The following is a 25,994-nucleotide window of genomic DNA, read 5'->3' as shown; positions in this document are numbered from 1 at the left end:
AGCTTATGTTACGGAAAATATTGCTTCACGGTTTCACCGCAGGTGTCCTGGCCGCTTTGGCCTCGCTGGTGTACCAGCAGATCTACTTCAAATCCCTTGGGGCCGATTTCAGCACGGTGATTTCTACCACCGGTATCATAGCGACGTGCGTCGGTGCTACCCTGTTGGCCTCGCTGGGTTATTTCCTGGTACAACGGCTGCTGAAGAGCAGGGCGCCTGCAGTATTCAACCTGTTGCTGCTGCTGCTTTCCTTTGCCAGCATTGTAGGCCCCTTTGCGATAAAGCTGCCCCTGGAGCTGGAAGCGCCGGAGCTGTTTCCCGGCCTTACGGTACCTATGCATTTCTTCCCGGCACTGGCCTGGCTGGCGCTGAGCCCGCTGTTCTACCCGATGCAGGTTCCCGCGGAAAAACGTGCCTGATCTATAAAACAGAAAACAAAGCAAACGGGCCGGTACATGCATATCGGCCCGTTGTCGTATCGGAACCTGTTAACGATGGGTGAGTACCACGTACAGGATCCACAGCAGCAGGCCGATAAAGGTCAGGCCGAATATGAGCAAGAATAACAATAATGCTTGTTTGGTCCCGGGCTTTTCGTACTGCGCCTGGCTTTCCCGCGTTTTCTTCAGCCGGATAATGCCGGCTTCATCCAGCTTGAATAACACTGCGCCGCCGGCAAGGAGAATGCCCAGGCCCAGCAGCAGCGGCGTGCGCCGGTGACGCCAGTCCTGCCAGTAAGCGCTACGGGCCGTGCTGTAGGCTTCATCGCCGATGTAAACCTTGCTGATATACCAGTTCCGTCCATCTATCGACCGTCCGAAATCAGCTGCCACACTGCTTTTCCCTTTAAGGGCAAAATACATCGTACGAGAACAATCCAGGAATAAAGTATCCCGTTCCAATACGGTTTTGACCCTTCCGCCATTGAAAGAGCCCTTATATTTCCGCTTGGTCACATCCAGCAAAGGGATTGTTGTATGCGTCGGTGTAGTACGCCAATAGCCGATCAGCAGGGGGACTTTGTTATAATTGAATGCAATAAGCGCCCAGAGGAAACAGGCGGGACCAAAGCTGGCAGCCAGCGACTTCAGCAGCTTCTGGTTGCGCTCTCGGAGATAACGGTGCATCAGGTAACAGGTAAACACGATACAAGCCACACCAAGGCTGATCAGCACGACGGGCTGGTGCTTATCGGTGTGCATGGCGAGCACGCTATCGCTGTAAAAGTATACAGACAGGAAAAAGCAAATAATTCCTGCCAGGATCAGGAGGTCTCTCCTGCCGCTTCGGGACATATCGGGATATTTCTTGACGTAAAAATAAGCAAAGCCCGACTTCGTCTTATCCAGCATCGATATTTGCCGGCTCAGGAGGAGGAAATAACCGGTCCGGCCTGAAATGCGTGGCATGCTTGATCATTTGTTGCTACATTTGTAACGGAATCGACCCTTATGCCTTACGAATCCCTGCGGACATATATCAACCAATATTCCGGAAGTGAGCTGACCGATGAAGAGTTTGCCCGCATCCTGGAAGCCTGTACCCCGCGTAAATATCGTAAAAAGCAATACCTGCTGCAGGCAGGAGAGGTGTGCAAATATGTCGCCTTTGTGATCAGCGGCGCCTTTCGCATGTATTCGGTCGACGATAAGGGCGTGGAGCATATTCTGCACCTGAGCATCGAGAACTGGTGGGTAGCCGACCGGGAAAGCGCCCTGATGCTAACCCCATCCCGCTACAATATCGATGCCGTGGAAGATTCGGAAGTCCTGCTTTTTACTTCTGAAAAAATGCAGGACCTGGTCGCCACTGTACCAGCTATGCCTAAGATGATGGCCCGTCTCGACCAGCGTAATTTCATCGCCAGCCAGAAGCGGCTGCATGCTTCGATCAGCCTCACCGCCGAAGAACGTTACCTGGAGCTGCTCAACAACAATCCCGTGTTCCTGCAGCGTTTTCCCCAGAATATGATCGCCTCCTACCTGGGCGTTACTCCCGAGACCCTGAGCCGTATCCGCAAAAAGGCTTTACAGAAATAAGAAGCACTTTGTGGTTTTATAATGTCGTTTGCAGTAGAGACCTAGCATGCCAGGTCTCTACTGGCAAACGAAGGTGCTACATGCAAGGGCCCTCAGGCAAACAAAGGCAACTCCGCTTGATATTAATCAACTCTTTTTCTTATTATATGTCATTGGAGAGGGTGCCGCTGAAGTTGCAACTTTGTACCTGAAAAGAAAGATATCATGCAAAAGCCCGTAGCCACACAATATGGAGGAACCAATGCCAGGGTAGGCGAGATGCTGGTAAACCGGATGATGCCCAACCGTTATATTGAAGCCGTTGGCCCCTTTGTTTTCCTGGATCATATTTATCCCTATACCCTTCCCGAGCAGGCTGCACGTCCCGATGGCTCTTTTGCGCACCCCCACCGCGGGATTGCAACCTTCAGCTATGTCTTCAGCGGTTCGCTGGAGCATTACGACAGCAGGGGGCATTATGGAAAGGTAACTGCCGGTGGCGCGCAATGGATGAAGGCCGGTAAAGGCATCATTCATGACGAATTCCCCGGCCGCGGTATACCGCAGGAAAACGGTATGTTCCATTCCCTTCAATTCTGGATCAACCTGCCGCCTGAAGCGAAGGAGGAAGTAGCGGAATACCTGAATATCGACAATGAAGCCTTTGTAAAGGTTGACCTGCCTTCCGATGCCGGTACCATGAAAGTGCTGATCGGTATGTGCGGCGACCATGCCTCACCGGTAAAGACCTTCAGCCCGCAATTCCTTTACCACTACCGTATCAATCCCAAGTCCAGCTATACCCTGGAAACGAGGACGGGCCTGGAATATGCAGCATTTGTGCCCACGCAGGAAGTCAGTATTAACGGTGTTACCGCAGGCAACAGCGAGATCCTGGCATTCGGTATGGAAGAAGGCGATATCGTGATCAGCAATCCACAAATCACTGCAGCCGATGTGCTGGTATTCGGCGGCGCGCCTTATACCGACCCTATTATTGCAGAAGGACCTTTCGTAATGACCAGTCGGGCGGGTATCGCCACCGCTTACCGGGATTTTTTCAACGGCGATTATGGAACGATCAATTATAACCAATAATCAGTAATTCATCTTATACAAATAAAAAAAGAATCAAATGGCAACAACCAACTGGGCATTTGACCCCGCACATTCCGAGCTTCAATTTAAGGTAAAGCACCTGCTCATTTCCACCGTTACCGGTAGCTTTAAAGAGCTCAACGGTTCTGTAGTCGCCGGCGACAACTTTGATGATGCCCGTATCGAGTTTCAGACCAGCATCGACTCTCTGTCTACCCATAACGAGCAGCGCGATCAGCACCTGAAGAGCGCCGACTTCTTTGAGGCGGAACAATATCCCAAGCTGACGTTCAGCTCTACCCGTTTTGAAAAGAAAGACGGCGATCATTACAACCTGGAGGGCAACCTCACTATCAAAGGCGTGACCAAGCCGGTGAGCCTGAATGTCGAGTACAACGGAACGGCGCAGGATCCCTATGGCAATACCAAGGCCGGCTTCGAGCTGAACGGCAAGATCAACCGCAGTGATTTTGGCCTTACCTGGAATGCCCTTACCGAAACCGGCGGCATGGTCGTAAGCGACGAAGTAAAGCTGCTGGGCAATATCCAGCTGATCAAGCAATAAAGACTGTTGTTGTTGAGTGTTGTGTTTTTAGGCCGCAATTGTTGCGGCCTTTTCTTTATGCAGAAATAACGGGAATACAGGCATGTGCGCTTTTCTTTATCGTTTATATTTGTGGGATTGCCCCAGTGCAGTGCTCGGCCAGTGATTGGCGGCGAGGCTTCGTAGTTTTGCCACTGCCGGATCAAGTTGCAGGCAGGCCCATAAGCTGCCGGCGCCGGCATTAAACCCAATACGATTTCTATGAGCACAACCGGTTTCAGGATCGAAGCTAACCTGATACACAACGCAGGTATGGACAGCCTGCAGGAATACCTGCCGGACGCCGATGTCACGGCCTACGCTGTAGGCGCACGGAGAGGCGGTTCTACAGCAACCACCGATACCATTACCATTGCGGATGATGAGCTGGTCATTGCCGAATTTGACAACGGGATACAATGGTGCTATGATAAAGCCGCCTTCGTCGCTGCAGTAAGGGAGCAGCAGGGGACCAGCCAGCCACCGGACGGGATGTTGCCGGAACTGCCGCTTACCTGGAATAAGGTTGCGGCGGGCGGGACGGCGATACTACGCCTGCTGGGCATCAATATCATCAGGATGACCGGCGCAGACCAGGTACAATCTGTAGCCGCCCGCCTGGAAGAACGGAATGCCAACCTGCTGTACCAATGCGACCGTGAATGTAACCTCATCCCTTTTCACGATATCCTGTCCCGCGATATCTCGCCCCGTTACTTGTTGCTGCTGCATGGCCCGGGCTCGGGTACAAGAGATACTTTCATGGGATTAATAAAGGAGCGGGAGGCTAAGGTGTACCATGCTTTGTACCAGCAATACAATGGTAATGTTATCGCTTACGAGCACCGGACCTTCACCCGTAATCCTATACAGAATACGATCGATCTGCTGCAGCAAATGCCCGACAATATAAGGATCGACCTGCTGAGCCACTCCGGCGGCGGGCTCATCGGTGAGGTGCTGGCGCGTATCGGCACGGCCGGTAATGGGGTAGCCTTTACAGAACAGGAGCTCAGCTTGTTGCGGCAGAACCCGGAGGCGAAAGGCTTGCTGGCCGATATCGAAGTGCTGCATCGCTTGCTGGAAAAGAAAAAAGTGAAGGTAGGGCGTTTTGTTCGCGTGGCCTGCCCGGCAGCAGGCACTGCGCTGGTATCGGAGCGGATGGACACCTTGCTGAATGTGCTGTTCAATATCCGGCGCAATACACCGGGCGAGACGACGCATCATGCCGATGGGTTGCGGGCATTGCTGCTGGCAGTGCTCCGGGAAAAAAGCAGCCCGGAAGTTTTGCCGGGTATCGGTTGCCTGCGGCCGGATGCTGACCTGATCAAAGTGCTGAATTTTAAAGAGACCCGGATCGACTCGCCGTTGATCGTTGTTGCCGGAGCCACGCAGGGAGAAGGTTTCGTCGGCCGTATGCAGCGCTTTCTGGCCGATGCTTTTTACGGAGAAGATAACGACCTGGTTGCAGATAACGCTTCGATGATGAGGGGTACACCGCGTCGCCAGGCGATAAGTATTTATGAAGAGCGGCGCCGGAACCTGCACCATCTCGGCTATTTTACCGATGCCTGGCTGCTGGACATCATCAGCGTTGTCTTCACCGCTGATAGCCGTGCAGCCGGAAGCCGCACCATGGTTACGGAAAGCACTGAAGCAGAGCCTCCTGCGGTGGAAGGCCCTGTATCGCGCGCCGGTAGAGGAATACAGGGCATGCCTGTATTGTATATCCTGCCCGGTATTATGGGTAGTCATTTACAGGATGGTGAAGACCGTATATGGCTCAATTACCTCAGCATAGCCACCGGCGGACTGCGGCGGCTGTACATCGGGTCGCCCTCCGTAAAGGCTTCAGGGATTAATGGCAGCGCTTACGGTGAGCTTGCCGCCTATTTCGGCGCTACACACTACGTGATTCCCCAGGCCTACGATTGGCGCAAATCCATATTCGATGCCGCAGCCCTGCTTGATACGTCGGTGCGGCAATCCTTAGAACAAACCGACCGGTCGGTTTGTTTTGTGGCCCATTCGATGGGCGGGCTGGTACTGCGGGCTTTCGCGGTACAGTATCCTGCTACCTGGAAGGCCTTGCAGCAGCGCAAAGACTTCCGTGTGCTGCTGCTGGGTACGCCTAATGATGGTTCTTACGAAATACCGCGCGTGCTGCTGGGTATGGGACGTAATATCAACCTGGTGGCTCTCCTGGACCTCACACAAAGCAAACGGATGCTTTTGCAGCAGTTTGTGCAGTATCCTGGCTTGCTGAACTTATTACCCACCACAGGCGATGTTGATTTCGGAGCAGCGGAAAGCTGGCGCCGGATAGAAGCAGCGTCAGCAACACCTCATCCGCTGCCCGATAGCACAGGGCTCAGCAGCTTTTTGGACATGACGAAACCGCCTTTCAGCGACTTTCAATGGGACCCGGCTTATGTGCGCTACATCGCCGGTAAAGACAAGCTTACGGCCGTGAAGATGGAGGTCGACACCACCTGCCGTAGTATAGACTTTTATGGAACGCCCCGTGGCGACGGCAGCGTGACCTGGGAAAGCATCCCGGCCTCGCTGAAAGGCGCGACCTATTACCTGGCTGCAAGGCATGGCGAACTGGCCAGTCATAAAACTGCTTTTACCGCTTACCGGGAGTTGCTGGAAACAGGCAGCACTGCATTATTGCCGACGGCTGCGCCTATGATCCGTGGAGAAGAGAATAAGCTGCAGCTGCTGCCACCCGTAGCGCCGGTATCGCCGGCGACAGCGGCCGAGCTGTCGAGGCAGATCATGGGCATGGATATCCCCTCAAGCCGTCCCGGCAACGGACCGGTGCGCCTGTCGATCACGCACGGCGATATGGGACATGCTTTGTATCCCGTTATGGCCGGCCACTTTGCCGGCGATGCCATTGTGCAGGCCGAAGGCGTGCTGAACCGCAAGCTGGGCGGCTACCTGGCCATTCGCCTGGCGTCGGGCAACTATCCCGGACGCATCGGCACGCATGAGGTGGTGTTTAAAGAGGACGCCAGACCCGGCGGCGGTATAGTCGTCGGCCTGGGTGATTTTGGCAGCCTTACTGAAAATACGCTTTATCTTACCTACAAACAGGCATTGATGACTTATGTGATCCAATGCCGGGAGCGGGAACCGGCCGGGAGCGCCACGGGTATCTCGTCTTTGCTGGTAGGCTCTGGTTTTGGCGGCCTTACGGTACACAGCTGTATCCGCGCCATGATCATGGCAGTGCAGGAGGTCAATGCCTTCTTTGATCCTTCTTTACGCCAGGGCTATCCTTTTATCGGGCACATTGAGTTCATTGAGCTGTACCAGTATAAGGCGGTGCAGGCGGCCCGGATCATCGGCAATCTGCTTGGCGATAGTAACCTGTTCTCCGGTTTCGTGTTCCAGCCCGACCTGATCAAAAGAGTTTCCGGCAGCCAGAGCCGCATCCCCGATGATGTGCAGGCTGACTGGTGGCACCGGCTTAAAGTATATGAGCCGGAGCAAAGCCCGGATGGCGGCCGCACCCGGCTGATCCGCTTCAGCTCGATCACCGATAAGGCCAGGAACGAAGAAGAGATACTGGCGGCCAATATTGAGATCGTCAACCAGCTGATCGCCCGCGCTGCGGTATACAGCAGGAGCGAGCCCGGCTTGTACAAAACCTTGTACGAAATGCTGATCCCATCAGGATTTAAAGGCTACGGTTCCGACCTGAGAAATATTGTGCTGATCGTGGACAAGGAGACGGCGCGCTATCCCTGGGAAATGCTGCATGATGCTTATGGCGGCAGCTCGGAGCCCATCGTTACCCGTACAGGCTTCATCCGACAGCTGAGCACGGCGACTTACCGGCGCAACACTGAGCTGTCCCGTGGCGACAATGCACTCGTTATCGGCAATCCCGTACTGCATTATCCCTATCCCGATCTTCCCGGCGCAGCCCTGGAAGCGGCGATGGTGGCGCAGCAGCTGGAAGGGCATGGCTTCGGGGTAACTTCCTTTATCGGGCAGCCGGGCGCCGATGCCATTGTGAGCCTGTATGGCGGGAACTTCAAAGTACTGCATATCGCGGCGCATGGCGTTGTGAAGGATAAAGCGACAGGGCAAACAGGCGTGGTTATGGGCAACGGGCTCATTATGGCGCCGGCCGATTTTAAGCAGATCCGTTATGTGCCCGAGCTGGTCTTTATCAACTGCTGTTCCCTGGGTAAGATCGATAAAGAAGAAGAGGAAAGGCTGCAGCGTAAATACGAAGTTGCGGCCGGGGTGGGCACGCAGCTTATTGAAATGGGCGCTAAGGCGGTGATCGTTGCCGGCTGGGAAGTCGACGATGCTGCAGCGAAATGTTTTTCGGAAAACCTGTACCGTGTGCTGCTGGAGGGCCGCCCTTTCGGCGAGGCCGTCCGTTTTGCACGCAAATTTACCTACGACAGTTTCCCGCAGGTGAGCACCTGGGGCGCCTATCAATGCTACGGCGATCCCTTTTATACGCTTCGCAGCAGCGGCAGCAGGCGGAAGGCGGGACAGGAGCGGTACTATGATATTGTGGAAGCGGTCAACCGGCTGGAAACCTTTATCAGCAAAGCAGAGGCTGCTACCGGAAGAACGGGCAGCGGCCGCCGGGAGAAACAAAAGGCCGAGCTGGAAGCGATCCTTGCCGGGATAGCGGCCCGTCCTGAATGGGAATACGATGCCTCGCTGCTGGCCCTGATTGCTACAGCCTGGCGGGAGACGGATCATATGGAAGAAGCGATCCGTTATTATGAGCAGCTACTGGCCCTGGAGGAATCGGACTACACTTTCCGTACCGTAGAGCAATATTGCGATACCCGGATCCGATATGTTGTAGAAACGGTGGATGAGCTGGCCCGGACGGGGCAACCTGTGGCCCCGCAAGCCATTGATGATGCCGCAGCTGTTGTAGAACGTATGATCGCGCAGCTGCAGGGCCTGGGCAGCCTTACTCCGGGGCGCCTCAGCGCGCTGGCCAGCAGCTATAAAGCCCTGGCTACGCTGGACCTGTACCGCGACCACGTCGGCTTTGACCACCTGGTAGCGGCGGCAGGCTATTACAGGCAAAGCTTTGAACAGCTGCGCAGGAACAAAGGGCAGATCGACCTGTATCCTTTATGCAACTGGCAGCAGCTGGCTGCTGTATTGGATCACCTGCTGCCGGCGGGTGCAAAGGCTGAGCACCAGGCTTCCGGCCTGCTGCAGCTTCCTGCCGGATGGGAACAGCTGCTGGCGACAGCGCAGGTACAGGAAAGCCCTTTCAACGGCTTCTGGCATAAAGTATCGGAAGGTATGGAAGGGCTGGTATCGCTGCTTTGGAGCAGGGACAGTCAGGTGGTACCGAAATATGCGCGATCTGTTTCGGAATGCTATCGCAATGCCTGGAAAATAGAAGGCTCTCAAAAGAAGATCCGGTCGGTGATCCGCTATCTGCGCCTGCTGGCCGACCTGCTGGCGCGAAGCGAAGACCTGATCGTCCCGGTAAAGATCAAAGCGCTGAAAGAAATTGTTGCAACACTGGAACAGGAATAGCGGTATGCGTTACCAATCTACCGGCAGCATTTTGCTGTATTCGGCCAGGGGCATATGCTCGGCTTTGGAAAAGGGAGCCAGGGTGTTTTTTACGCGGATAATGCTGGCTACTTTAAAGTCGCGGTAATCGGCGCGCAGATGGCACCAGGCAATGAGGTGCCATTTAAAGGCATAAAAAATAAGACCGATCGGTTCAAGCTGGCGATTGCTGATCTCCTCTTTGTTGTTCTTATACTCAATGGTAATGATCTGTTTGGCGGAAATGGCTTCCTGCAGCACCGACAGGTACTCGAAATCGTTGATGATACGCTGGGGTACCTGCAGCTTGATATTCTCGTGGAGGTAATCGACTTTTTCTTTCTGGGAATGGCGGAGCACCGCCTTTACTTTATTCAGTGCCGTCGAATAATGCTTTTTAATGGATTTATCGGCAAAGCCCGTTACCAGCGCTTCCATCAGCAGCAGGGCATTGGCTTCTTCATTGGTGAAGGATACCGGGGAGAGGAAATAGCCCTGCACGACAAAATAGCCCTTATGCTGCTCGAAGCTTACCGGTATACCCTGCTCGCATAGCGCCTTGATATCGCGATATACCGTACGGATGCTGATATCGAATTTCTCCGCGATCTTTTCTGCAGGAACGAATTTCCTGGATTGCAGCAGGGTCAGGATACCGAACAGGCGGTCGATGCGGTTCATATAGGGGATACGCTTTTAATCCGATCCCCGAAAATAGCACATATTTTCCGGACGTCTTAATCCCGTATCAGGATACGGTCGAAAAGGGTAGGATAGTGCGCCACAAGGCCATCGTCATCTACTACGATATCGGCGGTAAAGTCGCCTTCATTATTGGTAAAACGATAAGTATGGGCGTCCAGGCGGCTGTAGCGCTGGCGTTCCTGCGCAATCCGGAATTTGGGGATGTCGATATAGACGACGCTGATCTCCTGTGTCTCGCCTACGGCCATTTGCAGGCGATTGACCGGGAGCGTATTGGTAAAAGGAGAGACAGAAATATCAATATCGGTACAGCCGTCTAGGTGCTTCCATACTTTATTCTCGCTATACCAATGCCCCAGGCCGTCATATTGCAGCGCTATCCTCTGGTCCATATTGCAGAGGCTGCTCCTGATCTCCACAGATTTCATATTCCAGTCACGGTCCATTTCCACCTCGTAATCCACTTTAAAAGGCAGCTGCTCATAACGGCCTACTACAGCCGATCTTACCGAAAGCGCTTCTTTATAGTAAACGCTGCAATACTCAAGGCTTTCCGTGGCCAGGCCTTTCCAGAGGATATTTTTGATCATGATTGTGATTGGCGGAAAAAAACAAAAACAGGAATACTGTTCCGGGTCTATCGGATGTCGTTTACTCCATAACAAAAATGATACCAAAGTTGCAGAATGGCTTTGGGATTACGGTCAAAAATGAACCGATCTTTTTGATTTCCTGTGGAATATCAATTTTTCGATTCAGCTTTTTTGAAGAATAGCGCTATATAGAGCACTCAGGCGGGGAGCGCGGCTACCGGCTCAGCGTAATCGTATTGGAGGTCTTCGTGAAGTGTGCTCAACGCCTTATGCAATTTTTTTACCTGGTTCGCGTAGAGATTCCGGAGCGTGGCGCTTTGCCGGAAAGCAATGCCGGAGGCATTCAGCGACTGGCAGAAGTAGAGCAGCAGCGCAACTTCCGTTGGCTTCTGCCCGGAATATTTTATGTATTTGGTCGTGATGCGTAATATTCTCCGGATACTCTTTTTGGCCCAGTACAAATTGGACTTATTGATCGCGCTGAACCCTTCGTCTATCTCTTCCTTCACAGAACGGATAAACTGTTCTTCGTCGCCGGCCTCGAACAGCAGGTAGCTCAGCAGTTCCTTGTTCTCCTTTTTATAGGCGGCAAGGCGCAGGCAAAGCGCTTTAAGCGTTTTGGGCGGCAGGCGGCCCAGCTCTTTGCGGATGGCGGCAATGCCCGCAGTTTCTATCATAGAGATTAAAAGTCGAATTCGTGAATATCCGGATCTTTCAGCAGCTGCTGGATCACCTTTTCGTGGTTACGGTCGGGCCCCTGTACCTCCCAATTGCCCTCGATAAGTCCGCCCGACCTGCTTTGGCGGCCGCGCGAAGCTTTCAGCTTGTGTTTCCGGAAGAGCTCTTCATATTTGCTCAGCGATGAATTGCGGTAGGGGCACACGATACGGTAATGACGACTGCGGTTGAAACGTTCAAAAACGCTCTGGAGCGGCGCAAGGAAGGCCAGCACGATAAGCACGGCTACTGTGCCCACGAAGGCAGCCTGGTAGTGCCCCGAGCCGATAGCCATACCCAGTGCGGCAACCATCCATATTGTGGTGGCGGTAGTGATGCCGGTTACCCGGCTCTCATCTTTGAAGATGACGCCTGCACCCAGGAAGCCGATACCGGTAATGATATTGGCTGCAATACGGTCGGGACTGCTTGAATTGCCTATACGTATAGAAAGAATGGTGAACAGGCAGGCGCCCAGGCTCACCAGGATCATGGTGCGCAGGCCGGCCGACTTGGAGCGGTATTCCCGTTCGGCGCCTATCAGCGCTCCGATGAGCAGCGCCAGGAGAATATGCTTGATATCTTCGCTGAGGGTATAATGCATATCTGTAAAAATAGTAGGTCAGGTACAAGTTACAAAATCGCCGGCAATACAGGCCCGGCAATTCAGGGCAATAAGCGGAGCTGGCCTGTTCGGGAACTCATCAGCCTGCTTTCCCGGAAAACAGCAGAAACACGAAAGCATTTAACAAAAATGCTCCCTTACGGGAGCACATTTATTTTCCGGCAGCGCCTCTTTATTCGGCGCCCTGCATCATCAGATAGGCTTTGATGAAATCGTCGATCTCGCCATCCATTACGGGCTGTATATTGCCTACCTCGTAGTCGGTGCGGTGGTCTTTGATCATCTTATAAGGATGGAATACGTAAGAGCGGATCTGCGAGCCCCATTCAATCTTCTTCTTGGTGGCATTGGTCGCATTCTTGATCTCTTCGCGCCGGCGCAGCTCCTCTTCATACAAGCGGCTTTTCAGCATCTGCATGGCTTTCTCGCGGTTGCCCAGCTGGCTGCGTTCGGTCTGGCACACGACCACAATACCGGTGGGTATATGCGTCAGCATCACCTTGGTCTCTACCTTGTTCACGTTCTGTCCGCCGGCGCCGCCGCTTCGTGACGTTTCCATCCTGACATCGGCGTCTTTGACTTCGATATTGATCGAATCGTCGACCAGGGGGTAAACAAATACGGAGGCAAAGGAGGTATGGCGGCGGGCATTGCTGTCAAAGGGCGAGATACGCACCAGGCGGTGCACGCCGCTTTCGGCTTTGAGCAGGCCGTAGGCAAAGTCGCCGTCGAACTGGAAGGTACAGGTCTTGATACCGGCGCCGTCGCCGTATTGCCAGTCGAGCTCGGTTACGGTCCAGCCTTGCTTCTGACCGTACATGCGATACATGCGCGACAGTATTTCTGCCCAGTCCTGGCTTTCGGTACCGCCGGCGCCCGAGTTGATCACCATTACCGCCGGCATTTCATCTTCCGGCTGGTTGAGGGTCGACTTAAACTCCGCATCGTCCATAGCCTTTACCGCATTGTCGTACGCTTCTTTTACTTCTTCTTCCGTGGCTTCGCCTTCTTTCCAGAACTCGAACAGCGTGGCATAGTCGTCTACGGCACGGCTGGTATCTTCGTAAAGATCGATCCAGTACTTATTGGCATTCTGTTCCTTGACCACGGCGGTAGCCCGCTCGTTGTCGTCCCAGAAACCGGGAGATAAGGTAAGCAGGCGGTCGCTTTCAAATTTAGCTTTCCGCTCTTCTACTTTAAGGTATTTATTCAGGTTTACCACCCGCTCGCGCAGGTCTTTGAGTTGCTCGATGGTCATAATTCGCGCAAAGATACGACGAATACGGGATTAAGGGGAGAGGGGAACAATGATCAAATTCCAATAATCAATTTCCAATAATCAATTTCTAATTCAATTTCCAGTTTCTAAAAACTTACAAACGCTTACATTTCTAACATCTAACATCTAATATCTAACCCCTCACCAGCCGCTGGCGAGGACGTCGGCGATATGCATGGTCTTCATCTTCAGGCCCTGCTTCTGGATATAGCTGTCGATATGCATGAGACAGGAAAGGTCGGTGGAAATAATACAGTCGGCGCCGGTTTCGATAGCGCTCTTTACCTTGGTATAAGCCATGCCGGTGGAGATCGGTTCGTATTTTACGGCAAAGGTACCGCCAAAGCCGCAGCAGGTCTCGCATTCCTTCATCTCTACCAGCTCGAGGCCTTTGACCTCTTCGAGCAGCTGGCGGGGCTGGGTTTTGATGCCGCATTCGCGCAGGGTGCCGCAACCATCGTGATAGGTGGCCCTGGTGTGCAGTGTGGCGCCGGCGTCGGTAACATGCAGCACGTTGACGAGGAACTCGGTGAATTCAAAAAGATGTGTCTTTATTTTGCGTACGTCGTTATGCTCGGCCGAGTTCTCAAAAAGCTTCTGGTAATAGTTACGGACATAGCCGGTGCAGGAGCCGCTGGGAGCCACGATAAAGTGATCGTCGCCCGTGAAATCTTTCAGGAATTTTTTGCCGATAGAACGGGCCTCGTCCCAGTAGCCGCTGTTGAAGGCGGGTTGCCCGCAGCAGGTTTGCTGGGTATTGTACTGTACTTCGCAGTTAAATTTTTCCAGCACTTTTACCATATTGAATCCCGTTTCGGGAAACAGCTGATCGACAAAGCAAGGTATAAACAGATCGACTTTCATGTTAAAACGTTGAGACCGGCAATTGCGGTGTAGGGTTAATCCAGAAGACGCAACAGGCGGTTGTCCATCATCTGGAACAGGTGCTGCGGCTGGTGTGTGCGCCAGGCCACGTATTCCTGGAGGAATACATAACGGCTGATATGGGCTTGTCTGATCTCGTCGTGCGCATGTTCAGGCATATTCAGGAACACGATCCATCCGCCTTCTTCGCTGATGTCCTCGTTCCATTCTTCATAATAGCTTTCGTCGCTGCTGTGAAAGTTGAGCACATTTTCTGTAATGAGCAGGAACTTATAAATCCCCCTGGCGATCATGGGGTCGATAATGCTGCGCTTCAGCTGCATGATATCGTTTTCTACCGCGTCGTTCCATTCACCGATAAACTCGATGATCGCAAAGCTCTGTTCGTAATCGACGAAAAGTATTTTGAGGTACAGGGTGCGGGAGCCGAAGTCGTCCCATTGGGGATGAATATAGTAATTGTACACCGTATTGGAAAACTCAAACTCGCTATGCTCTTTCCCGTAAAGCGGCGATAGCTCGTCTTCCTCTGCTGTATACAAATGACGCCAGTTGTGGTATGGCTCTAAATCATGCATAATTTTCTGCTTCCGTGCTCAACCTTTAACAAACAACAGATCATTGCGTTTTGTGCAGCATCCGCTGCATCCAACTAATTGATCCTGGCATTGCCAAACTTCGCCTGCCAGTCCATAATGCCGCCGACTACATTAACGGTCTTTTCAAAGCCCATTGTTTCCAGCAGCATACAGGCTTCCATGCTGCGTTTGCCGCTGCGGCAGTGTACGATCACTTCATCGCTCTTCCAGCCATCGATACCTTCTGTATCCATCTGGCGCAGCTTGCTCAGCGGCAGCAGCAGGGCGCCGATATTGGCGGCGGCATATTCATCGGCTTCGCGTACATCAAGTATGTGCAGCTGCTCGCCGGCATCCAGGCGGGCTTTTAATTGCTCTGTGGTTATGTTTTCCATAGGTTGACCTCTTCTTTTTTATGAATGCAAAGGTAAAATTTCCGGCAATAGCAGCATAAAAATATCTCGTTCTTCAACTTTATGCGCCGAATGGTGTTGATGGGTAGTTGCAAGCCCGGATGCGCCGGGCCGGAGCATATCGGTACCGCGCAGGGCACAAACATTCTTCACTTAAAAGCGATCATGATGAGATTTTCAAAATTCACGGCGGGCCTGGTGTCCGGTTTCGTCCTCGGATTATTGCTGGCGCCAGAAAAAGGAGAGGAGACCCGTAAAAAGGTAAGGGAAACGGCCGGGGCCTGGAAGCACCGCCTTAATAACCTCTTTGGCAAAGGAGAAGGAGAATTGGACGAGCTGAAGGATATACTGGAAAACGAAGCCGAAAGCCTCAGTCATGAGGTAAGGCAAAAGCTGCTGCGCCTGGTTGAGGAAAACCGCAAGACCTACCAGGAGGCGCGGCAACAGTCTTTGTCTTAAGCGCTGTCCCGCTTTCAGAAAAATACAGGGGCCGGAAGAACCGGCCCCTGTATTGGCTTGCGATGGGCTTCCTGACAGGCTAATCAATGTGCCTGACTTCCCCGGCGCCGGAAATATCTTTTTTAATTGTTGTGGGATTGCCTTTATAGCTGACGTCTGCCGCGCCACTGATCTCAACCTTGAGCGTCTGCGCCGCCCATACTTCCGCTTCGCCCGCACCGGATATATCGATACTGGTATTGTCCGACACCAGGGGGAAGGCTTTTACAGTTGTGCTGCCCGAGCCTTCAACGGAGAGATAGGCTACTTTGCCCTTAAGGTTGATCTTGCTGTCGCCGCTGGCATCCACACCCAGCTTGTTGGCCTCCACGCCGATATCGGCATTGCTCGCGCCGCTTAACGATAAGGTAATTTCATTGCCTTTGATGTTGCCTTCCGATTGGAAGTTACAGGCGCCGGAACCTTCCAGGTGGCGGAATTCGGGGGCAGTAATATAGACCTCTATAGGCCGCGTTGGGTCGACGCTTACTTTCTCGCCAAAGCCGATCACCAATTGGTCTTTTTCATTATAGACCTTCATGATCTTCATCAGGTTCTCTTCTGCATCGATCTTTACGCTGTATCCGGGACCCTGCCGCACATGGATATTCATTTGCGAGCGGGCGTCTATGCCTTTGAAATCCTTGTGGGGAAAGGATTTGCTGACGACATGGCCGTCGCCCTCCACCGTATTGATGTTGCAGGAGGCCAGCGCTACGGATACCATAAGGCCGGCGATCAGGAGTGGTTTCATTGTATTGGTTTTAGAGGAAGTAGCGAAAGGTTCGGATCAGTATAGCTTCAGCTTGCTGAGACGGTCCATCTCCTTTTGCAGGATCTGGTCGAAGGCCTTCAGCTTCGCTTCGCGGTTGCGGTAAATGAGGCGATGATCCAGCACCGAACGGGCAATGGCCTGTACATCGTCTTCGATCACAAAGCTCCTGCCTTTAACCAGGGCAAAGGCTTTCAGGCAGCGCAGGAAGGCGATCCCTGCGCGGGTGCTGGCGCCCAGCGTGATTTCCTGATGCTCGCGGGTGCCCCGCACGATATTGGCTACCGCCTGTACGATCTCGTCGTGTACGAAGACGGCTTCGGCTTCCTGGCGCAGGGCCAGCACATCCTGCAGGCTCAATACCTGTTTCAGGTGTTCCAGGTTGTCCTGGATGCGGTCGTAGTTACGGTAAATATCCACTTCGGTTGCAGCATCCACATAGCCGAAATAAATCTTCATGAAAAAGCGGTCGAGCTGCGCTGCCGGCAGTGGATAGGTACCTTCCATTTCGATCGGGTTCTGCGTCGCTATAGTGAAGAAGAGGTCTTCGAGCTTAGTGGTAGTATCGCCCACGGTGATCTGGCCTTCGGCCATGCATTCCAGCAGGGCGCTTTGCACCTTGGGCGACGCCCTGTTGATCTCATCGGCCAGCAGCACATTACAGAACAGCGGTCCTTTCTTGAATACAAAATCGGCATTCCGCTCGTCGAAGAGGTGGGAGCCGATAAGGTCCATGGGCAGGAGGTCGGGGGTAAACTGTATTCTTTTGAAAATGATGTTGCCATCTTCACCATGGCCGCTCACCGAATGGGCCAGCGTACGGGCCAATACCGTTTTGCCCGTACCGGGATTGTCTTCCATCAATACATGTCCCTTTGCCAGGAGGCAGGTGATCACCATTTCTATCTGCAGCCGCTTTCCGCGGATCACGTTTTCCATATGCGCGATCAGCTTTGGAATGCGTTCCTGCGCAGTTTCTGTGCCGGCTTGCCCGGCGCTGTAGTCTTCCATTGAATCTATCCGGTTTACAGGTTACAATGTTAACGATTTATTTGTTCGGTATCTTGTCGCGCCGTAAAATTTTATGTGAAAACGGAGCGCTTAACTGCTGTGTAACCGGGCGATACCGTTCACGATTCCCATTGCACTTCGGAGTAGTCTACCTCGCCGCCCATAGGCGGATTCCGCTTCCTTACCGCGACTTTGATCCTGCTGCCGGGATAGACGGCCTCTACGCCGTTCACGATGCGCTGCAGCAAGGTTTCCAGCAGATGGGCAGGTTCCTGGGCCGCTGCTTTGGCGATGCCGTGCAGCACGGCGTAGTCGATGAGGGGAAGCTGGTCAATAGCCGCTTCCTGCGATACGGAAAGAGATAGCTCTATTTCATTGCCGAGGAAGGCCTCCTGCGGATAGAGCCCGACCGGCGCCTGGAAACGCACGCCGGATAAGGATACGGTTAGCATCGGATATCGGATATAAATGAAGGGCCAAAACTACTGGAAAATGTATTAACCGCTTCGTTTCCGCATTATAAAAAATGGCGGTCCGGAAGACCGCCATTTCTGCTTCGCTTATCGGAAAATCAATATCCGAATATTTCCTGGAGACTCAGTTTTTTGAAGTCGCCCAGCTTCTTCATATCCTCTTCTTTCAGCTTATCCTGTGAAGCGACAATGCAATAGGTAAAGGGCTTGTGGCTCATTTCCTGGTCATGGAAGCTTTTCAGGTCGGCAAAAGTGAACTTGGGTGCTGCATCATAAGTATTCTTACGGATATCGTAGTCGCGTCCCATGCGTTCGGCGCTCAGGTAGCTGAACAGGATGCCGTCCTGTGTAATGCGGTCGGTAGCCAGCGATTTGCGCAGGCCTTCTTTTGCATTCTCGATCGCCTTGTCCGACTGGGGCAGGGTGAGCAGCAGTTCGTTCATGCCGGCCACAGCTTCATTGAACTTGTCGGCTTGTGTACCTACGTAAGCCAGCACGCTGTTGCGGTACTCTTTACGTGAAGGCGTTGAAAATGCGGAGTAGGTAGAATAGGCCAGGGCCTTGGATTCGCGGATGGTCTGGAATACAATGGAGCCCATACCGCCACCGAAGTATTCGTTGAACATAGAGATCGTAGGCTGTTTGGCGCTGTTGTACTGCTCGGCATTGCGCAGCCAGAAGACTTCGGCCTGCACCATATCAAAGTGAGCGAACAGTACCTGGGACTTAGCCTGGTCCTGCTGCACGAAATGTTTAGCTGCAGGAAGCTCCTTGAGCGCAGCGGGAGCAGGGTGTACCTTCTGCATGTTGGCGGCCAGCTCGGTAGCAGTCTTGGGGCCGTAATAGAGAATGCGGTGCTTGTAATCGGCCAGATTGTGCAGCACGGCAACAAGATCTTCTGCTTTCAGGGCATCCAGCTCGGCATCGCTCAGCTCGTTGTTGAATGGGTTCTGTGCGCCGTACATAGCATAGCTCCTCAGGCCTGACATGATCGCGCCTTTGTTCTGCTTCTTGTTCAGGCGGGCTTTCTTCAGACGGGCTTTATAGGCATTCAGGGCTTCTGCATCAGGCTGGCAGTTGCGCAGCAGGTCTTCGAACATGGTCACCGCCTTGTCGAAATTGTCCTGCAGGCCATCGATGCTGATCGTGGTGGTCTCTCCGCCGGCCCCTACATTAAAGGAAGAGGCGATCTTATAGAAGTCGGTGCTCACCTGCTCTGCAGATTTGGTTTTGGTACCGACATAATTCAGGTATTCTGCAGCAATGGGCAACAGCTTATTGGCCCAGCTACCGGTCTCGAACTGGTAGTACAGGCGGAACAAAGCGTTGTCTTTGTTCTGTACGGCCAGCACTTCATAAGGCCCGGATCGGGCGCGTTGGATGTCTTTCTTATAATCGATCCATACGGGATCGATCTTGTTCTCCGGCATCGCATTCACTTTCTTCAGAAAGTCGGACTGGGCTTCGCGGTTCACCTCAACCGGGGTGATCGGCGGCTTTTCCACCTTCACAATGCTCTTGTCTTCTCCCTGGCGTTTGTAAATAGCCACATAATTATTGCCAAGATATTTGTTGGCAAAAGCAACGATATCGGCCTTGGTGATCTTGCTCAGGCCATTTACATAATCCACTTTCTCTTTCCAGTCGGTCTCATCGGTAAAGTTGCTCATCAGGTTGCTGGCCCTGCTGGAGTAGTTCTCATTCTCCTGTATGATGCGCTTACGCTCATTGTTAATAATGGAGGGAATCAGGTCGTCGGGGAAGTTGCCTTTCCTCAGGTTATCCAGCTCGGCCAGCAGCAGGTTCTTTACCTCGTCCAGCGACTGTCCTTCGGTAGGCCGTCCCTGCAGCAGCAGCACGCTGTAATCTTTGAGGATATAGGGGAAACCACCTGCGCTCAGCAGCTTTTGCTTCTGTACCAGGTTCAGGTCGATAAGGCCGGCAGCGCCGTTGGTCAGGATATTGCTGACCAGCTCTACCATCTGCGCATCTTTGGAGGCTGCTCCGGGGAAGCGGAAGCCCATCATAATGTTTTCGGGATCGGGACCGGTCACCTCGGCGGTAATGGGCGCGGTGATCGGCGCCTCGGGATCGAACTTATAAGCGGGTACCGGCTTGGTTTGCATATAGCCAAAGTCCTTGTCGATCTGTGCGATCACCTGGTCGGGATTGAAATCGCCTGACATAACAATACCCATATTGTTGGGTACATAGTATGTGTTGAAGTATTTGCGGATCTCGAGCAGGGAAGGGTTCTTCAGGTGCTCTACAGTACCGATGGTGGTTTGCTTGCCATAGTTATTGTTGGGGAAAATGGTTGCAAACATCTTCTCAAACACTTTACGGCCGTCGTTGTCCAGTCCGCGGTTCTTCTCTTCATACACGGCTTCCAGCTCGGTATGGAAAATACGCAGTACCGGAGCACGGAAACGTTCGGCCTGTACGGCCAGGTATTTGTTGATGGCATTGCTGGGTACGTCTTCGGTATACACCGTCTGCTCGAAAGAGGTAAATGCGTTGGTGCCCTTAGCGCCCATAGCGCCCATCATCTTATCGTATTCGTTGGCGATCGCAAACTTGGCTGCTTCGCCCGATACGCGGTCGATATCTTTATAGATGGCTTTACGCTGCTCGGGATCGGTCGTCTTATTGTACTTTTCATACAGGCCGTCGATCTGGTCGAGCAGTGGTTTCTCCTTGCTCCAGTCGAGCGAGCCATAACGGTCTGTACCCTTGAACAGCAAATGTTCCAGGTAGTGCGCCAGACCGGTATTGGTAGCCGGGTCGGTCTTACTGCCTGCTTTTACCGCGATATAGGTTTGTATCCTGGGTTCTTTCTTGCTGGGGCTCAGGATGACAGTAAGGCCATTTTTCAGGGTATAGAACCGGGATTGGGTAGGATCATTCGCTACATACTTGTAGGAATAGCCGCCGGAGCTGGCCTGCTTCCATTCTGTTTTCTGCTGCGCAAAAGATCCGTGAACCACGCCTGCGGTAAGCGCCGCTGCGATGGTGAAGGAGCGTAATAGCTTCATAATAAGGGAAAAATTATTTTGTTCAGAACCTCAAAAATAAGCGCTATTGTGCCTTCCCGCAAGTTCTGCGACAAGTTTTACCCCAATTCATCAAAAATCCCCCGGAAGGGGGGAAACGGGCAATAGGTAAGATCTACTATAAAACACGTATTTTCTGTGGAGTGCAGTGCTTATGCAGTCGCCATGTATATTTTTGTTGTTCACCAAACCCCTTATACAATGAAAAAGAAAGCCCTTCAGCTCAGCAAAAAGCTGGTCCTGTGCAAAGACAGTATTGCGCCGCTCAACCCGGAACAGCTTCCCGGAGTCATGGGAGGTGCCACCGACGCGCTTTGCGAACAATCCATTATTTGTCCCGTATCCCGGAATTATTGCAACTTGTCCCGGGCGCTCTCCTGTGTCTCGCAGTGCCCGGCGAATTGTCATACCATGGATATAAGGGAATGTGTTTCCTACCAGATCACGCCGGGATGTTAGCCTAAGACCGGTAAGGCGGACATCATCATGTGTCCGAAGGGATGCACGCTCTTGAGTGCATCCTTTTTGTAATGACCAGCTGCGGAAATCGCGTAGTATGAAAGACGTAATTTACTGGTAGGAAAGACGTAATTCGGCTTCTACTGCAGGTTTCGTGCAGTTGAAGACTATAGTTTTGCCTTTTCACTAAAACCCCGATACATATGAAAAAGCAAAAGATCGCGCTGGGCAAGCTGGCGCTGAACAAAGAGCGCATTACCAACCTGGATGCCGGTCAGCAAGGCAATGTCGTTGGCGGCGATGCGTCTATCACTGCCACTATTTGCCAGGTGTCCCTGCAGATCATCTGCCAGCAGACCATTGTCTGCGTTACCCGCACACCGCAATGCATCAAGGTGACCCGCACACCCCTCTGTGTTGTCGGTCCCATCACCTATGGCGGTTGTCCTATCGATTCCATCGCCTGTAACCCGACAGAGACCATCGGTGGTCCCTCGGAAGTAATCCATTAATTTCCACCGGGAAACGGGCTGTCTCTGCAGAGGCGGCCCGTTATGCATCCGTATCGAAAGCGCTTAAGCAATATTGCTCTTTTTATTTATCCTTTAAACCTGTTTTATGAAAAAGACCAGAATCGGATTGAACAAAAAACTCTTGCTGTCCAAAGAGAACATCAGCAGCCTCGATGGCAGCAGCCAGGAAACGATCAGGGGCGGCGCCTCGGCAAACATCTGTGCAGAGACAGTTGCCTGTCCCGTAATCAAAACAATGATTTGCCCGGTAATCCCGTCAGCCGGCTGTGTTACCCATCAGCATACCTGGTGCTGGGTGGCCGGTAGTTCCTGCCAGGGATAAACCCGGTGGAATGTTTGCTTATACCAAAGAGACCAGCCCGGGCTGGTCTCTTTGGTATAACGATTAGCATATCGGTGCATTTCAAAAAGTGCTATCCAGAATGCTGCAGTTCCTGGGGCGTAATAGCTGCTGTCGAATTGCAGTATCCAGAAGCAGTGTTTCTTACTGCCGTCTGTGAGCGGCTGCTGTGCTTGCTGTCGGGCCTACATCAGACCGGGAAGGTAATCGATGCAGGGATGCATAACCTGTGATGGATAGGAAGGAACATAAGGTTATTTGGATTGAGGCAGGAACATAAAGTACACTGCGCCGATAATAAAGAGAAAAGCCACCAGGTAATTCCAGCGGAATTCTTCTTTCAAAAAGAATAGTGCGAAGAAAAAGAAGACGGTCAGCGAAACGATCTCCTGTATGGTCTTCAGCTGGAAAGGGCTGAAGCCTTCCAGCTTACCGAAGCGGTTGTTGGCCGGTACCATAAAGACATATTCGAAAAAAGCAATGCCCCAGCTGATCAGGATCAGCTTGATAAGGGGCATATTGCTGGTGTCCTTTTTCAGGTGTCCGTACCAGGCATAGGTCATGAAGCAATTGGAGGCCAGAAGGCAAAAAATAGTACGCATAGTGGTTCGATAATAAGCAGCCGTTCCAACCGGCTTTTTAAAGGTCGCCGGAGACCGGCACAATTGTTCAGCGAATGCAAAATAATACACTCTCGGGGAGAATTAAATCATTTCGCTTACTTTTGAGCCTCTAAAATTGTAAAACTCATGCAAGTCTGGAAAGATTATCTTGAAACCAACAAAGACCGTTTCCTGGATGAATTGCTGGAACTGTTGCGGATCCCTTCCGTAAGTGCCGACAGCAAATATAAAGAAGATGTGGCGCGTTGCGCAGAGGCCGTTAAGCAGCACATGTTGGCCGCTGGCTGCGACAAAGCCGAAGTTTGTCCTACAGCCGGGCACCCGATCGTTTATGGTGAAAAAATAATTGATCCCAAGCTGCCTACCGTACTGGTGTACGGGCACTACGACGTGCAGCCGGCCGATCCGCTGGAGCTGTGGCACAGCGGTCCTTTCGAACCCGTGATCAAGGACGGTAAGATCTATGCCCGCGGCGCTTGTGATGACAAAGGGCAAATGTTCATGCACATCAAAGCTTTTGAGGTGATGAACAAGACCAATACCCTGGCCTGCAACGTGAAGATGATGATTGAAGGTGAGGAAGAAGTAGGCTCTGACAACCTGGGCAAATTTCTTGAAGCCAACGTGGAAAAGCTGAAAGCCGATATCGTGCTCATTTCCGATACGTCGATGATCAGCATGGAAAATCCTTCCATCGAAAGCGGCCTGCGCGGTCTTGCCTATATGGAAGTAGAAGTAACCGGCCCCAACCGCGACCTGCACAGCGGTGTGTATGGCGGCGCAGTAGCCAACCCGATCAACCAGCTCTGCAAAATGATCGCTTCCCTGCACGACGAAAACAATCATATCACCATCCCCGGCTTCTACGACAAAGTGCTTGACCTGAAGGCTGAAGAGCGTAACGACCTCAACAAAGCGCCCTTCGACCTGGAAGAATATAAAAAAGAGCTGGACGTTAAAGAAGTATGGGGCGAGCTGGGCTATACCACCCTGGAGCGTACCGGTACCCGTCCTACGCTGGATGTAAACGGTATCTGGGGCGGCTATACCGGCGAAGGCGCCAAAACTGTGCTGCCTTCCAAGGCTTATGCCAAGATCTCCATGCGCCTGGTGCCGAACCAGATCAGCAAAGAGATATCCAACCTCTTCAGCGACCATTTCAAAAAGATCGCGCCTCCCGGTGTTACCGTAAAAGTAACCCCTCACCATGGTGGTGAGCCGGTAGTGACGCCTACCGATTCTCCTGCCTACCAGGCGGCGGCCCGTGCGATCAAGGCTACCTTCGGTAAAGATCCTATTCCTACCCGCGGCGGCGGCAGCATTCCTATCGTCGCTTTATTTGAAAGCGTGCTGGGACTGAAAACCGTATTGCTGGGCTTCGGGCTGGATAACGACAACATCCATTCTCCCAACGAAAAATACGATGTCTTCAATTACTATAAAGGCATCGAGACCATACCTTTCTTCCATAAATATTTTGCGGAGACCAAAGCATAAGCTTTGTGTATAGATCAATGGAACAGGCCACCCGGAAGGTGGCCTGTTTTTTGCGAAATATAATATTGGAGAAGCCTGTACAGGCCTGTAGCGCTATTACTTCACCACCACATCCGTTACCACCTTCTCTCCGAAATATTCGTTGATATTATTGATGACCTGCTGCTTGCCGAACTGTAGCTCCTGCTTCAGCGGGGCGACGTCGGTAGCGATCACCAACACACCTTCTCTCAGCTGTACGTTGCGGGTGTACCGGGCAATGGTAGCGCCCATGATCTTGCCCCATTCGCGCTGGATACGGATCTCGTTGATGCGGCTTTGCCAGCGGGCGCTTTTGAGAAAGCTGCTGAGCGCTTCACCTATACTTACAGTGGCCATGAGGGAAATTTTTAGGGTGTAGGGCAAAGGTAAGCATCATCAGGATTGCGCAGCACATTTATTGCAATAGCCTTTGATCTGCACATCGATTGTTTTCTTGCTGAAGCCTTTGGGTACTTTCACTTCTTCCAGCGGGAATTCTTCGTCAAGACAAAAGACCTGCCCGCATTCCAGGCAGATAAAGTGGGCATGGCAATGCTTGCCCGTAACGGGCTTAGCTGTGTAGGCATATTTGGCAATGCCATGCGGGTCCATGATCTTGTGCAGGATGCCCGATTCTTCGAAAACATGCAGGGTACGAAAAAGCGTGACACGGTCAAAATCGACCTCCAGGGACCTGGACAGGTCCTGGTGCGAAAGCCCCTTGTCTGAACGCATCAATACCGATAACACGGCCTTACGTAACTTTGTATTCTTCAGGCTATGTTGTTGCAATATTTCTTCTACACCTTTCATAAATGCAAAGATAAGGAATTTAAATGCAACTCTGTTGCGTTGTGTTGTGAAATGATGTAGTTTTGCCGTCCATTTGATCTCCGATGTTTTATTTATACAGCTTTGTCCTGTTCCTGATCACCCTGGCCGGCGGCAGCATGCCTCTGTGGAACCGCGGCTGGAACGAGCAGCGGATGAAGTACCTGCTCGCCTTTTCCGGAGCTTTTCTGCTCAGCATTACCCTGCTGCACCTGGTGCCGGAAACCCTGGAACATTCGGGGCATGGGCGCAGCGGCGGCTTGCTTATCCTTGCGGGCTTCTTTCTGCAGCAGGTAGTGCAGCGCATTACGCATGGGGTAGAGCACGGGCATATTCATTCGGGCGGCGACCACCATCATCATGTGCCGGTATTACCGGTGTTTGCCGGTCTTGCCGTCCATGCCTTCAGCGAGGGCTTGCCCCTGGGTATTACTTATGGCGATGCCGCTACATTACCTTCCCTGTTCCTGGCAATCGCTTTCCATAAGCTGCCGGAGGCGATGCTCATCACGTCCCTGGTCTATTTCAGTACGCATAATCGGGCGAAAGCAGGTAGCGCTTTGGTGATCTTTGCCATGATCACGCCCCTGGCGGCCCTGCTCACAGCCTTGCTGGGAGAGCGCTTCCAGGCCATTGACACTTTTGTGGAAAGGTGCATTCCCGTTATCGCCGGCGCCTTTATCCATATTTCAACCACCATATTATTTGAAAGCGGCACCCGTTCTCACGACATGAACTGGAAGAAATGGACCGCACTGCTGGCCGGCATCGGCTTAGCGGTATTGACACTGGCTGACGGGCATCCGGGATAATGTTTAATTTTACCGCAA

At 52.5% G+C, this 25,994-nt stretch carries 27 protein-coding genes; 11 read left to right on the top strand and 16 right to left on the bottom strand.

Annotation, left to right across the window (positions count from 1 at the left end):
* Positions 1–5 precede the first annotated feature (5 nt).
* Positions 6–419, top strand: a complete 414-nt coding sequence (locus tag DZC79_RS11385) for a hypothetical protein (protein WP_118951709.1) — start codon at positions 6–8, stop codon at positions 417–419.
* Positions 420–488: 69 nt separating this feature from the next.
* Here DZC79_RS11385 and DZC79_RS11380 read toward each other — a convergent pair whose 3' ends face one another.
* Positions 489–1,409: a hypothetical protein gene (locus DZC79_RS11380; protein ID WP_157977083.1), complete on the bottom strand. Its 921-nt coding sequence runs from the start codon at positions 1,407–1,409 to the stop codon at positions 489–491.
* Between the two features lie 42 nt (positions 1,410–1,451).
* Between DZC79_RS11380 and DZC79_RS11375 the strand changes: the two genes are divergently transcribed.
* The 4 genes from DZC79_RS11375 to DZC79_RS11360 all read left to right on the top strand — a co-directional run bounded on the left by DZC79_RS11375 (position 1,452) and on the right by DZC79_RS11360 (position 9,240).
* Positions 1,452–2,039: a Crp/Fnr family transcriptional regulator gene (locus DZC79_RS11375; protein ID WP_118951707.1), complete on the top strand. Its 588-nt coding sequence runs from the start codon at positions 1,452–1,454 to the stop codon at positions 2,037–2,039.
* A 204-nt stretch (positions 2,040–2,243) separates the two neighbouring features.
* Positions 2,244–3,116 carry a pirin family protein gene (locus tag DZC79_RS11370; RefSeq protein WP_118951706.1) on the top strand — a complete coding sequence of 291 codons (873 nt, stop codon included), beginning with the start codon at positions 2,244–2,246 and terminating at the stop codon, positions 3,114–3,116.
* Positions 3,117–3,153: 37 nt separating this feature from the next.
* Entirely contained in the window at positions 3,154–3,681 is a 528-nt protein-coding gene (locus DZC79_RS11365; RefSeq protein WP_118951705.1) for a YceI family protein, read from the top strand.
* A gap of 240 nt (positions 3,682–3,921) precedes the next feature.
* Positions 3,922–9,240, top strand: coding sequence for a DUF7379 domain-containing protein (locus DZC79_RS11360; RefSeq protein WP_118951704.1), 5,319 nt, complete (start codon positions 3,922–3,924; stop codon positions 9,238–9,240).
* 9 nt (positions 9,241–9,249) lie between these two features.
* Here DZC79_RS11360 and DZC79_RS11355 read toward each other — a convergent pair whose 3' ends face one another.
* The 8 genes from DZC79_RS11355 to DZC79_RS11320 all read right to left on the bottom strand — a co-directional run bounded on the left by DZC79_RS11355 (position 9,250) and on the right by DZC79_RS11320 (position 15,035).
* Positions 9,250–9,939, bottom strand: coding sequence for a helix-turn-helix transcriptional regulator (locus tag DZC79_RS11355; protein ID WP_118951703.1), 690 nt, complete (start codon positions 9,937–9,939; stop codon positions 9,250–9,252).
* A gap of 56 nt (positions 9,940–9,995) precedes the next feature.
* Entirely contained in the window at positions 9,996–10,553 is a 558-nt protein-coding gene (locus tag DZC79_RS11350) for a putative glycolipid-binding domain-containing protein (protein ID WP_118951702.1), read from the bottom strand.
* Positions 10,554–10,753: 200 nt separating this feature from the next.
* Positions 10,754–11,233: a hypothetical protein gene (locus DZC79_RS11345; RefSeq protein ID WP_232831815.1), complete on the bottom strand. Its 480-nt coding sequence runs from the start codon at positions 11,231–11,233 to the stop codon at positions 10,754–10,756.
* Between the two features lie 5 nt (positions 11,234–11,238).
* Positions 11,239–11,877: an MgtC/SapB family protein gene (locus DZC79_RS11340; RefSeq protein ID WP_118951701.1), complete on the bottom strand. Its 639-nt coding sequence runs from the start codon at positions 11,875–11,877 to the stop codon at positions 11,239–11,241.
* 193 nt (positions 11,878–12,070) lie between these two features.
* Positions 12,071–13,156, bottom strand: a complete 1,086-nt coding sequence (gene prfB, locus DZC79_RS11335; protein WP_118951700.1) for a peptide chain release factor 2 — start codon at positions 13,154–13,156, stop codon at positions 12,071–12,073.
* Positions 13,157–13,318: 162 nt separating this feature from the next.
* Positions 13,319–14,041 carry a (Fe-S)-binding protein gene (locus tag DZC79_RS11330; protein ID WP_118951699.1) on the bottom strand — a complete coding sequence of 241 codons (723 nt, stop codon included), beginning with the start codon at positions 14,039–14,041 and terminating at the stop codon, positions 13,319–13,321.
* A 35-nt stretch (positions 14,042–14,076) separates the two neighbouring features.
* Complete coding sequence (locus DZC79_RS11325; protein WP_118951698.1) at positions 14,077–14,640, bottom strand: hypothetical protein; 564 nt, start codon at positions 14,638–14,640, stop codon at positions 14,077–14,079.
* 74 nt (positions 14,641–14,714) lie between these two features.
* Entirely contained in the window at positions 14,715–15,035 is a 321-nt protein-coding gene (locus DZC79_RS11320; protein WP_118951697.1) for a rhodanese-like domain-containing protein, read from the bottom strand.
* 183 nt (positions 15,036–15,218) lie between these two features.
* Between DZC79_RS11320 and DZC79_RS11315 the strand changes: the two genes are divergently transcribed.
* Entirely contained in the window at positions 15,219–15,512 is a 294-nt protein-coding gene (locus DZC79_RS11315) for a YtxH domain-containing protein (protein WP_157977082.1), read from the top strand.
* Between the two features lie 79 nt (positions 15,513–15,591).
* On the opposite strand, the gene DZC79_RS11310 is transcribed toward DZC79_RS11315, so the two are convergent.
* The 4 genes from DZC79_RS11310 to DZC79_RS11295 all read right to left on the bottom strand — a co-directional run bounded on the left by DZC79_RS11310 (position 15,592) and on the right by DZC79_RS11295 (position 20,842).
* Complete coding sequence (locus tag DZC79_RS11310) at positions 15,592–16,305, bottom strand: head GIN domain-containing protein (RefSeq protein WP_118951695.1); 714 nt, start codon at positions 16,303–16,305, stop codon at positions 15,592–15,594.
* Positions 16,306–16,341: 36 nt separating this feature from the next.
* Positions 16,342–17,334: an AAA family ATPase gene (locus DZC79_RS11305; RefSeq protein ID WP_198666859.1), complete on the bottom strand. Its 993-nt coding sequence runs from the start codon at positions 17,332–17,334 to the stop codon at positions 16,342–16,344.
* A 119-nt stretch (positions 17,335–17,453) separates the two neighbouring features.
* Positions 17,454–17,786, bottom strand: coding sequence for a dihydroneopterin aldolase (locus DZC79_RS11300; RefSeq protein WP_118951694.1), 333 nt, complete (start codon positions 17,784–17,786; stop codon positions 17,454–17,456).
* A 119-nt stretch (positions 17,787–17,905) separates the two neighbouring features.
* Positions 17,906–20,842 (bottom strand): M16 family metallopeptidase, encoded by a 2,937-nt coding sequence (locus DZC79_RS11295; protein WP_118951693.1) that lies wholly within the window; start codon positions 20,840–20,842, stop codon positions 17,906–17,908.
* Between the two features lie 219 nt (positions 20,843–21,061).
* Here DZC79_RS11295 and DZC79_RS21220 point away from each other — a divergent pair, with 219 nt between their 5' ends.
* From DZC79_RS21220 to DZC79_RS21215, 3 genes are all read left to right on the top strand, one after another.
* Entirely contained in the window at positions 21,062–21,319 is a 258-nt protein-coding gene (locus DZC79_RS21220; RefSeq protein WP_157977081.1) for a class I lanthipeptide, read from the top strand.
* 203 nt (positions 21,320–21,522) lie between these two features.
* Complete coding sequence (locus DZC79_RS11290; protein WP_118951692.1) at positions 21,523–21,831, top strand: class I lanthipeptide; 309 nt, start codon at positions 21,523–21,525, stop codon at positions 21,829–21,831.
* Between the two features lie 106 nt (positions 21,832–21,937).
* Positions 21,938–22,174, top strand: coding sequence for a class I lanthipeptide (locus tag DZC79_RS21215; RefSeq protein ID WP_157977080.1), 237 nt, complete (start codon positions 21,938–21,940; stop codon positions 22,172–22,174).
* Between the two features lie 272 nt (positions 22,175–22,446).
* Here DZC79_RS21215 and DZC79_RS11285 read toward each other — a convergent pair whose 3' ends face one another.
* Positions 22,447–22,794 carry a DMT family protein gene (locus DZC79_RS11285; protein WP_118951691.1) on the bottom strand — a complete coding sequence of 116 codons (348 nt, stop codon included), beginning with the start codon at positions 22,792–22,794 and terminating at the stop codon, positions 22,447–22,449.
* A 147-nt stretch (positions 22,795–22,941) separates the two neighbouring features.
* On the opposite strand from DZC79_RS11285, the gene DZC79_RS11280 reads away from it, so the two are divergent.
* A complete protein-coding gene (locus tag DZC79_RS11280; RefSeq protein WP_118951690.1) occupies positions 22,942–24,312 on the top strand; it encodes a dipeptidase in 1,371 nt (456 codons plus the stop codon).
* 96 nt (positions 24,313–24,408) lie between these two features.
* Here DZC79_RS11280 and DZC79_RS11275 read toward each other — a convergent pair whose 3' ends face one another.
* Together DZC79_RS11275 and DZC79_RS11270 are read right to left on the bottom strand one after the other, a co-directional pair.
* Positions 24,409–24,690: a DUF721 domain-containing protein gene (locus DZC79_RS11275; protein WP_118951689.1), complete on the bottom strand. Its 282-nt coding sequence runs from the start codon at positions 24,688–24,690 to the stop codon at positions 24,409–24,411.
* Between the two features lie 39 nt (positions 24,691–24,729).
* Positions 24,730–25,146 carry a Fur family transcriptional regulator gene (locus DZC79_RS11270; RefSeq protein ID WP_118951688.1) on the bottom strand — a complete coding sequence of 139 codons (417 nt, stop codon included), beginning with the start codon at positions 25,144–25,146 and terminating at the stop codon, positions 24,730–24,732.
* 83 nt (positions 25,147–25,229) lie between these two features.
* Between DZC79_RS11270 and DZC79_RS11265 the strand changes: the two genes are divergently transcribed.
* Entirely contained in the window at positions 25,230–25,976 is a 747-nt protein-coding gene (locus tag DZC79_RS11265) for a ZIP family metal transporter (RefSeq protein ID WP_118951687.1), read from the top strand.
* Positions 25,977–25,994: the final 18 nt, after the last annotated feature.

Origin of the sequence: Taibaiella helva, from assembly GCF_003545695.1 — a bacterium.
In the GTDB taxonomy this organism is placed as follows: domain Bacteria; phylum Bacteroidota; class Bacteroidia; order Chitinophagales; family Chitinophagaceae; genus Taibaiella; species Taibaiella helva.
The sequence above is the reverse complement of the archived record's forward strand: the minus strand, read 5'-3'. Positions and strand labels throughout refer to the sequence as shown.